This window comes from Thermopolyspora sp. NPDC052614 (assembly GCF_040678635.1).
In the GTDB taxonomy this organism is placed as follows: Bacteria; Actinomycetota; Actinomycetes; order Streptosporangiales; family Streptosporangiaceae; genus Thermopolyspora.
The window spans coordinates 83,092-92,260 of record NZ_JBFATZ010000027.1; the positions used below are offsets into that span (position 1 = coordinate 83,092).

Annotated in this window: 7 protein-coding genes and 1 pseudogene; 5 read left to right on the forward strand and 3 right to left on the reverse strand. The window is 70.7% G+C overall.

Translation table 11 applies throughout. The features are described 5' to 3' along the window. Window positions 1-53 precede the first annotated feature (53 nt). The 5 genes from AB0K60_RS34845 (at window position 54) to AB0K60_RS34865 (ending at window position 5,589) form a co-directional block, all read left to right on the forward strand. The gene (locus AB0K60_RS34845; RefSeq protein ID WP_364065141.1) at window positions 54-539 is read left to right on the forward strand and encodes a (2Fe-2S)-binding protein; all 486 of its coding nucleotides are present in this window, start codon (window positions 54-56) and stop codon (window positions 537-539) included. Further along, window positions 536-2,887: a xanthine dehydrogenase family protein molybdopterin-binding subunit gene (locus tag AB0K60_RS34850; protein ID WP_364065144.1), complete on the forward strand. Its 2,352-nt coding sequence runs from the start codon at window positions 536-538 to the stop codon at window positions 2,885-2,887. Before AB0K60_RS34845 ends, AB0K60_RS34850 begins: the two co-directional genes overlap by 4 nt. Further along, window positions 2,887-3,747: a xanthine dehydrogenase family protein subunit M gene (locus AB0K60_RS34855; protein ID WP_364065147.1), complete on the forward strand. Its 861-nt coding sequence runs from the start codon at window positions 2,887-2,889 to the stop codon at window positions 3,745-3,747. The genes AB0K60_RS34850 and AB0K60_RS34855 overlap by 1 nt, the downstream gene beginning before the upstream one ends. 164 nt (window positions 3,748-3,911) lie before the next feature. Continuing rightward, complete coding sequence (locus AB0K60_RS34860; RefSeq protein WP_364065150.1) at window positions 3,912-4,532, forward strand: L-threonylcarbamoyladenylate synthase; 621 nt, start codon at window positions 3,912-3,914, stop codon at window positions 4,530-4,532. 220 nt (window positions 4,533-4,752) lie between these two features. Next, window positions 4,753-5,589, forward strand: coding sequence for an AfsR/SARP family transcriptional regulator (locus tag AB0K60_RS34865; protein ID WP_364065153.1), 837 nt, complete (start codon window positions 4,753-4,755; stop codon window positions 5,587-5,589). Here the strand turns inward: AB0K60_RS34865 and AB0K60_RS34870 are convergent. The 3 genes and pseudogenes from AB0K60_RS34870 to AB0K60_RS34880 all read right to left on the reverse strand — a co-directional run. Beyond that, window positions 5,478-6,998: a PLP-dependent aminotransferase family protein gene (locus AB0K60_RS34870; RefSeq protein WP_364065156.1), complete on the reverse strand. Its 1,521-nt coding sequence runs from the start codon at window positions 6,996-6,998 to the stop codon at window positions 5,478-5,480. The genes AB0K60_RS34865 and AB0K60_RS34870 overlap by 112 nt on opposite strands. A 527-nt stretch (window positions 6,999-7,525) precedes the next feature. Next, a complete protein-coding gene (locus AB0K60_RS34875) occupies window positions 7,526-8,176 on the reverse strand; it encodes a DsbA family oxidoreductase (RefSeq protein WP_364065159.1) in 651 nt (216 codons plus the stop codon). A gap of 553 nt (window positions 8,177-8,729) precedes the next feature. Further along, window positions 8,730-9,169: pseudogene (locus tag AB0K60_RS34880) on the reverse strand (hypothetical protein); the annotation flags it as partial.

Below are 9,169 nucleotides of genomic sequence, written 5' to 3' on the forward strand. Positions count from 1 at the left end.
CCGCCATGTCTCGCGTACGTCCACGTACCCATCCACGATCGCCTGGAGGACGTATGCCCCAGATCACCGTCACCGTCGACGGCATCACATACGAGGTGGAGGTCGAGCCGCGACTTCTCCTCGTCCACCTCTTGCGCGACCGGCTCGGGAAGACCGGAACCCCGATCGGTTGCGACACCACCAACTGCGGCGCCTGCACGGTTCTCCTGGACGGCAAGAGCGTGAAGAGCTGCTCCGTGCTCGCCGTACAGGCGGATCAGACCGACATCGTCACCATCGAGGGCCTTTCCACCAATGGGCAGTGGCATCCCATGCAGAAGGCCTTCCACGAGGAACACGCGCTGCAGTGCGGCTACTGCACCCCAGGCATGATCATGGCGTCCATCGACCTGCTACGGGAGGATCCGGACCCCTCCGACGACGCCATCCGGGAGGGCCTCAAGGGCAACCTGTGCCGGTGCACGGGCTACTGCAACATCGTCCGCGCCGTACGGCGTGGCGCCGCGGAGATGAGCGGCCGGGAGGTGAGCGCGTCATGACCGTGCGACTCGACGTCGAACAGGGCGAGGTGGGCCGGGCCCGTCGCCGCAAGGAGGACACCCGGCTGGTCACCGGCCGGACCCAGTGGACCGACAACATCCAGGTGCCCGGGCTGCTGTACGTGGCGTTCCTGCGCAGCCCGATGGCGCACGCGCGGATCTCCCGGGTGGATGTGTCGGCGGCGCGCGAGAAGGCGGGCGTCGTCGCGGTCTACAGCGGCCAGGACTTCGCCGACGAGCAGGGCAGCCTGCCGTGCGCCTGGCCGGTCACCGAGGACATGGTGCTCCCCGAGCACCCGCCGATGGCGGTCAACGAGGTCCGGTACGTCGGCGAGGCGGTGGCCTGCGTCGTCGCCACCGACCGCTACCTGGCCCTGGACGCGCTTGAGGCCATCGAGGTCGACTACGAGCCGCTGCCGCCCGTGCTCGACATGAACGCGGCGCTCGAACCGGACGCGCCGAAGGTCCACGAGGCCGGGAACAAGGCGTTCACCTGGAAGTTCTCCGGCGGCGACATCGACGCGGCGTTCCAGGACGCGCCCGTGGTGATCGACCGGAGGTACCGCCAGCAGCGGCTCATCCCGAGCGCGATGGAGCCGCGCGCCGTCGTCGTGCAGACCGACGGCGAGACGTACACGGTGCACTCGGCCACGCAGATCCCGCACATCCTGCGGGTCATGTTGTCGCTCACCACCGGGATCCCCGAGCACCGGCTGCGCGTGATCGCGCCGGACGTCGGCGGCGGCTTCGGCTCCAAGCTGCAGGTCACCGCCGAGGAGGTGCTCTGCCTGCTGATCTGCCGGCGGCTCGGCAAGCCGGTGAAGTGGACCGAGTCGCGCACCGAGGGCAACCTCACCGTGCATCACGGGCGCGACCAGATCCAGCACATCGAGATCGCCGCCGAGCGCGACGGGCGGATCCGCGGGATCCGGGTCAACCTGCTCGCGGACATGGGCGCGTACATGATGCTGGTGACGCCGGGCGTGCCGCTGCTCGGCGCGTTCATGTACAACGGCATCTACAAGATGGACGCCTACGACTTCACCTGCACGGGCGTGTTCACCACGAAGATGCCGACGGACGCGTACCGGGGCGCGGGACGGCCCGAGGCCACGTACGCGCTGGAACGGGCCATCGACGAGCTCGCGAACGAGCTGTCGCTCGACCCGATCGAGCTGCGGCGGCGCAACTGGATCAAGCACGAGGAGTTCCCGTACGAGACGATCTGCGGGCTCACCTACGACTCGGGCAACTACGAGGCGGCCACCGAGAAGGCGCTGGCGCTGCTCGGCTACGACAAGCTGCGCGCCGAGCAGGCCGACCGCCGCGAGCGCAACGACCCCGTGCAGCTCGGCATCGGCGTGTCCACCTACACCGAGATGTGCGGGCTCGCGCCGAGCCGGGTGCTCGGGTCGCTGTCGTACGGCGCGGGCGGCTGGGAGCACGCCGACGTGCGCATGCTGCCCACCGGCAAGGTCGAGGTGGTCACCGGGTCCAGCCCGCACGGGCAGGGGCACGAGACGGCGTGGAGCCAGATCGTCGCCGACCAGCTCGGCGTGCCGTTCGAGGACGTGTCGGTGATCCACGGGGACACCTCGTCGTCGCACAAGGGCATGGACACCTACGGCTCGCGCTCGCTCGCCGTCGGCGGCATCGCGGTGGTGCGGGCGTGCGACAAGGTGAAGGAGAAGGCCAAGCAGATCGCGGCGCATCTGCTTGAGGCGTCGCCGGACGACATCGAGTTCGACCGCGGCACGTTCCGGGTGCGGGGCACCGAGTCCGGCAAGACCATCCAGGAGATCGCGCTGGCCACGTTCGCGGCGCACAACCTGCCCGACGGCGTCGAGCCGCGGCTGGACGCGAGCGCCACGTTCGACCCGGAGAACTTCTCCTTCCCGCACGGGACCCACCTGTGCGCGGTCGAGGTCGACACCGAGACCGGCGCGACGAGGATCCGGTCGTACGTGGCGGTGGACGACGTGGGCAAGGTCGTCAATCCGCTGATCGTCGAGGGGCAGGTGCACGGCGGGATCGCGCAGGGCATCGGCCAGGCGCTGTTCGAGGAGGCCGTGTACGACGCGGACGGCAACCTGCTGACCACGACCATGGCCGACTACCTGCTGCCGTCGGCCGCCGATCTGCCCGCTTTCATCACCGATCGCACCGAGACTCCGGCGACCACCAACCCGCTGGGTGTGAAGGGCGTCGGCGAGGCCGGCACGATCGCGTCCACGCCCGCCGTGGTCAACGCGATCGTGGACGCGCTTCGGCCGTACGGGGTCCACGACGTGCCGATGCCGTGCACGCCCGAGCGGGTGTGGCGGGCCGTACAGGGAGGGGTGGCCTGATGATCCCCGCATCGTTCGACTACGCGCGGCCCGCGTCGCTCGACGAGGCCGTGACCGTGCTCGCCGAGGCGGGCGAGGACGCCAAGGTGCTGGCCGGCGGCCAGTCGCTGCTGCCGCTGCTGCGGCTGCGCCTCGCCTACCCCTCGACGCTCGTCGATCTGGCCCGGGTGCCCGAGCCGCACGGCGTACGCGACGAGGGCGACCACGTCTTCATCGGCGCGATGACCACCCACGACGACGTGATCCACTCGCCGATCGTGAAGTCCGAGTGCCCGCTGGTCGCGCTCGCCACCGCCACCGTCGCCGACCCCGCCGTACGGCACCGCGGCACCTTCGGCGGCTCGCTCGCCCACGCCGACCCGGCGGGCGACCTGCCGTCGGTCGCGGTCGCGCTCGACATGCGGATGGTCGCCCGCTCCTCCTCGGGCGAGCGGGTGATCCCCGCGGCGGACTTCTTCGTGGACTACCTGGAGTCGGCCCTCGCCCCCGGCGAGATCCTCGTCGGCGTCCAGGTGCCCAAGCTCGGCCCCGGTTGGGGCTTCCGCTACGAGAAGTTCCACCGTACGGCGCAGGCGTGGGCGATCGTCGGCGTCGCGGCGGCCGTACGACGCTCCAACGGCACCATCGAGGAGGCCCGCGTCGGCCTCACCAACATGGGCACCCGCCCGGTCCGGGCGTCCGCCGTGGAGGAGGCGGTGCGGGGCCTGCCCGTCGGCGACTCCGCCGCCGTCAAGGACGCCGCGTCCCACGCGGCCGAGGGCACCGAACCGCCCGCCGACCTGCACGCCCAGCCCGACTACCGCCGTCACCTCGCCCGGATCCTGACCCACCGCGCCCTGCTGGCCGCAGCGGCCGGCTGACCCGCCGCGGAGCGTCCCCGCCGACACCCACGCGTCGGCGGGGACGCTTGCGCCGACGTGGATCTTGCATAATCTCGTCCGGTCTCAGGACGGCGATTCACTGGCGTATGCGGGGTCGGAAGGGCGCGTCATCTGACGGAGTGTCCGCTTCTAAGCTCACTTGTATGGCCAGATATTTCGACGTGCATCCGGAGAATCCGCAGCCGCGGGCGATCCGTCAAGTGGTTGATCTTCTCGATGCGGACGGGCTGATCGCTTACCCCACGGATTCGAGCTACGCGCTCGGCTGCCGTATCGGCAACAGGAAGGGCATCGACCGGATCAGGGAGATCCGCCACCTCGGCAGCGACCACCACTTCACCCTGGTGTGCAAGGACTTCGCCCAAGTCGGGCAGTTCGTGCAGATCAACAATTCCCGATTCCGGATGATCAAGGCGGCGACGCCCGGCGGCTACACCTTCATCCTGCCCGCCACGAAGGAGGTGCCCCGGCGGCTGCTGCACCCCCGGAAGAAGACGGTGGGCGTACGCATCCCCGACCACGTGGTCGCCCAGGCGCTGCTGAGCGAGCTCGGCGAGCCGCTGCTGTCGAGCACACTCCTGCTGCCCGGCGAGGAGGAGCCCATCATCCAGGGCTGGGAGATCAAGGAGCGGCTCGACCACGTGCTCGACGCCGTGATCGACTCCGGCGACTGCGGCGCGGAGCCGACCACGGTCGTCGACCTGTCCCAGGACGAGCCCCGGATCCTCCGCAAGGGCACCGGGGACCCGGCGCCGTTCGAGTGACCCGCGCGGTGGACGCCTGTCCACTAAACGCGCGGAACCTCATCGTTGTGGCCATGCCCATCGGCCCCGTCCGCCAGCAGGATGGAGACGCCGCGCGGCATCGACCGGGGCACGGGGGCGCAGTGATCGCGGTACCGGCGTGACGTGGTACCGCCGTACTGGCCAGGGAACCCCGGGGCCGGGCAGACCAGTGATAGCTCGCCCGAGAAAGGCCACGTCCATGCTCTTCCGTCTGCTGGGGCACGCCCAGGTGGAGACCGCCTGCGGTTCGGTCGGGGTCGAGTCGGCGCCGGTCCGAGGCGTACTCGCCGCCCTCCTGCTGGAAGAGGGACGGTCGGTGCCCGTGGAGCGCCTGCTGCACCTGCTGTGGGAGGACCCGCCGGGGTCCGCGCGGAAGGACCTGCGGCTGCACATCGCGCGGCTGCGCGCCCAGTTGGGGAAGCTGGGGCTTCGCGACCGGCTCGTCACCCTGCGCGGCGGGGGCGGCGAGGGAGGGTACCGCCTGGTGGCCAGGGGCGAGGAGGTGGACGCGGTCGTCTTCCGGCGGCTCGCCTCCCAGGGGCTCGCCGAGCTGCGCGCGGGGGCCGCCGACGCCGCCGAGACGTCCTTGACGACGGCGCTGTCCCTGTGGCAGGGGCCCATCGGCCAGGACTGCACCGCGTCGCAGCGGCTCAAGGCCCGGTTCACCGCCTTCGACGAGCTGCACCTGACGGTACGGGAGCGGCTGGTGGAGGCCCGGCTCGCGCTGGGCCGCACCATCGACCTGATTCCCGAGATCCAGGAGATCCTCGCCACCGCGCCTTTCCGCGAGGCGTCGTGGGCGCACCTGATGCGGGCCTACTATCTCGGCGGCGACGCGGCGGGCGCGATCGACGCCTGGGAGCGCGCCGGCGCGACGCTCGGCGAGCGGCTCGGCCTCGATCCGTCCGCCCAGCTTCGGCGGCTTCACCTGTCGATACTGCGCCGCGACTGCGACGCCGTACGGGGGCCTTCGCCTCGGCCGGGAGAGCGGCCGACGCCCGCCGGCACGAGGTCCGCCGCCGGGTACGCCCGGTGAGCGGTGCGGGACAGGTCGTTCAGGCATGGGACGATCTTTCGCATGGCCCTGGCCAGCGCCTGCTCGGTGAGGCGGTTATGGGCGATGAGCAGTCCGTTCCCGGGCGGGAGCAGGCCGCTCCACGCGAAGTCCCGGCCGGTCCGGACGGTGATGCCGTGGCCGGCGAGGGCGTCGGCGACCCGTTCGGCGGGGAGGGCCGGGCGCAGCCCGACGTACACGTGCGAGCCCGAGTGCACGCCGTTGACGCGCTCCACGGCCGGGTGGCCGAGCAGCAGGTCGGCGATCATGCGCCGCTTGGACCGGTAGGTCCGGCGCAGGCGGCCGAGCCAGGTGCCGGACTCGATCGACCACAGCAGTTCCGCGGTGGCACGCTGAATCATGGTGCCGACGCCGAGGGGCTCGGTCCTGAGCCGCTCGGCCAGCTCGCCGAGGCGGCGGCCGCGGGCGACGACGTAGCCGATGCAGACCGCCTCCGGGAGCAGGCCGCACAGGGTGCCCAGGTAGACGACCTCGTCGGTGTGGGGCCTGCTGAGATCCCACAGCGTCTGCGGCCGGATCGTGTCGGTGAAGTCGTGATCCTGGTCGTTCTCGACGATCATCTGGCCGTACGCGGCCGACTGCTCGATCAGCCGGTGCCTGCGCCGGGGCGACATCTCCACGGCCAGCGGGATCTGGTGGGAGGGGCACACGACCACCGCCTTGGCCGACGGCGGGACGGCCGAGACCACGGCACCCTCGTCGTCGACGGGGATGGGCAGGGGCGTGACGCCGTGCCGGTGCGGCCTGCGGATGAGCCAGGGCACGCAAGGGTCCTCCACCGCCGCCTTGTCGCCGGGGCGTGCGGCGGTCGAGAGCACCAGGTCCAGAGAGCGGGCGATCTCGCCGGTGATGAGCACGTTCTCCGGGTCGACCGCCATGCCGCGTACCGCCCGCAGGTACGCCGCCACCGCCTGGCGCAGCGCCGTCTCGCCGAGGTTGTCCGGCGGGTCCGGGATGCGGTGCGTCGCCCTCCGCCAGGCGGCGCGCCAGACCGGCATGGGGAAGTCCGCCCGTGTGGGCAGGCCCGGGGATAGATCGACGAGCCTGGGTGAGGCGGGCGCCGGTGCGGCGGTGCGGGCGGGACGGGGGGCGGCACGCCCCGGCGAGGCGACGCGTTTGACGTAGGTTCCCGAGCCGCGCCTGCTCTCGATCCGGTCCTCGGCCTCCAGAAGCTGGTAGGCCTCCTGGACCAGGGGGCGGGACACGTTCAGCAGTTTCGCGAGGGTACGGCTGGACGGCAGTCGCGACCCCGCCACGAGCCGCCCCTGGACGATCGCCTGCCGCAACTGCCTGGCCAACTGCGCGGCCATCGGCTCGTTGGAACCGCGCTCCAGCTCCACATAGATCGGCAGAGTCGTCGTTGTCCGCATTCTGGCTCCTCTGCACCTCGGATCACTTGAGTCGTACGGTGGCGCGCCTAATCCCGGATCGGCCAATCACAGGCATATCTCAAGATACTCACGGGCGCATAACCGGACTGATTTCGAGGAGTGCCGCCCGGGGCTTCGGAGGCCGATTCCCGGGGCGGTCCTCGTGATGCCGCCGTTTGTCGGGCAATGGCGTCGGTCGCGGAGGTCGCCGTGCGGAGGCGCGGTAACGCCCTGGTCAGCGGGCACCGCGCGCTTGTTGCAGGACGGGCGGCGCGGCGTGGGCGGGTGGCCGACGGCGGGTACGGCAATCACGACATGCGGGTTTCAGTAGGCATACCGGCCCTGGCTCACGGCGATATACGTCGCCGGGAAAATTGAACCGGTGAAACACCTATGTCCACGCGCGGGACAGGAGCATTATTTGAAAATTTGAATAGGGGCCGCGACTCGTGGAGATCGCCTTCGGCCCGATCGGGCCCAGGGGCTTTGGCGGATGAAAGTTTCAGCGGACGCCGGATTTGCGCGCGTCACGGCGAGGCGGGCTCGCCCGATCCGTGGGCGGTGCGCAGCGCGGACACGAAGACCTCGACCGGCTGCGCGCCGGAGACGCCGTAGGTGCGGTCGAGCACGAAGAACGGCACGCCGTTCGCCCCGTACAGCCGGGCCTGGCGGATGTCCTGCTTGACGTCGCGGGCGTACTCGTCGCTGGATACGACCCGGCGGGCCTCGTCCTCGGGTACGCCTATCTCGGTGGCGATCCGTACCAGGGTGTCGGGGTCGTCGAGCACCTCGGACTCGGCGAAGTGGGCGCGCATCAGCCGTTCGTGCGCCTGGTCGCCGAGGTCGTGGGACATGGCGAGGTGGTGCAGCCGGTGGGCGTCGACGGTGTTGACCACGACGGCGCGCTCCACGTCATAGGTGAGCCCCTCCTCGGCCGCGAGTTTGCTCACCCGGTCGGTCATCGTGCGGACGTCCTCGATCGAGGCCCCGGTCTTCTCGGCGAGCATCTCGTGCACGCCCTGCCGGACGCCCTTGCGGTGCGACGGGTCGAGCAGGAAGCTGCGCCACTCGACCTTCACCTCGTCGGCGTGCTCGAAGTCCGCGAGCGCCCGCTTCAGCCGGCTTCTGCCGATGTAGCACCACGGGCAGACGAAATCGGACCACACCTCGACAAGCACGGGCGTCTCCTCCCACGCGGAGCCGCGCGCTCTGGTTGTTCCGCACGCCCGGTAGCTCCGTATGGGTGACTTTAGGGGATTGGGGGCGGTGTCGTGCCCAGGTGCCCCCGCTCATGAGGCCCTCGGTGGGAATGTCGGGGTGCTCGTTGCGAGGTGGGGACGCGTGGCGATCGGGCGTGGGCCGGATGGTCGTGCGTCAGCGCGCGCAGGTCGGTGTCGGAGCTGCGCTCGGTCTGCCGGTGGCGGCTTGAGAGCCGTTGGGGAGAAGTGCGCAGCGTCGGCGTGATCGGCGTCGTCGTGGTGTTGGGGTGGGGGACGCGCTGACATATGGGAGGGCAGGTCCGCTGAGCACGCGCCTGCGTCAACGGCGCTGGTCGGCTTACGACGCAGGCGGGGGTCGGGGGCGGGTACGACATGCGCCAAGGCGGTGATCCGGTTTGCAGGTGTGACCAGGCCGACGAGGGGCATCTCGTTCTCGCAGGACTGGGCTCGAGACGCGCCGAAAAGGAACCGGCGCGCTGTTCGTCCTCCAGTGGACGATCACCGGTCGGCATCACAAAACATCGAAGACAGCTAAGCCGGCGCTGCCGCCGATGACCAGTTGTGTGTCGGGACGGGGTTGGTTGGCTACGGTCGGGAAAACAGGTGCAGTCGCCGCGATGGCCCTTACCGGGGCTGCGGTGATCACACTGAGGATTAAGGCGCTCCTGTCCCCATCCCAGACCCGCACCATGCCATCGGAGCCGCCGGTGGCCAGCAGGGTCCGCCCGCCCGGGCCAGAAAACGCCACCACCGCCCACACCACGCCGGTGTGACCGGTCAACACCGCCCGGGCCGTGCCGGTGACCGCATCCCAGACCCGCACCGTCCCATCTTCACCGCCGGTGGCCAGCAGCGTCCGCCCGCCCGGGCCAGAAAACGCCACCACCGCCCACACCACGCCGGTGTGACCGGTCAACACCGCCCGGGCCGTGCCGGTGACCGCATCCCAGA

Coding starts and splice junctions, on each gene's coding strand:
- AB0K60_RS34845 (WP_364065141.1), top strand. CDS start 54: ATGCCCCAGATCACCGTCACCGTCGACGGCATCACATACGAGGTGGAG.
- AB0K60_RS34850 (WP_364065144.1), top strand. CDS start 536: ATGACCGTGCGACTCGACGTCGAACAGGGCGAGGTGGGCCGGGCCCGT.
- AB0K60_RS34855 (WP_364065147.1), top strand. CDS start 2,887: ATGATCCCCGCATCGTTCGACTACGCGCGGCCCGCGTCGCTCGACGAG.
- AB0K60_RS34860 (WP_364065150.1), top strand. CDS start 3,912: ATGGCCAGATATTTCGACGTGCATCCGGAGAATCCGCAGCCGCGGGCG.
- AB0K60_RS34865 (WP_364065153.1), top strand. CDS start 4,753: ATGCTCTTCCGTCTGCTGGGGCACGCCCAGGTGGAGACCGCCTGCGGT.
- AB0K60_RS34870 (WP_364065156.1), bottom strand. CDS start 6,998: ATGCGGACAACGACGACTCTGCCGATCTATGTGGAGCTGGAGCGCGGT.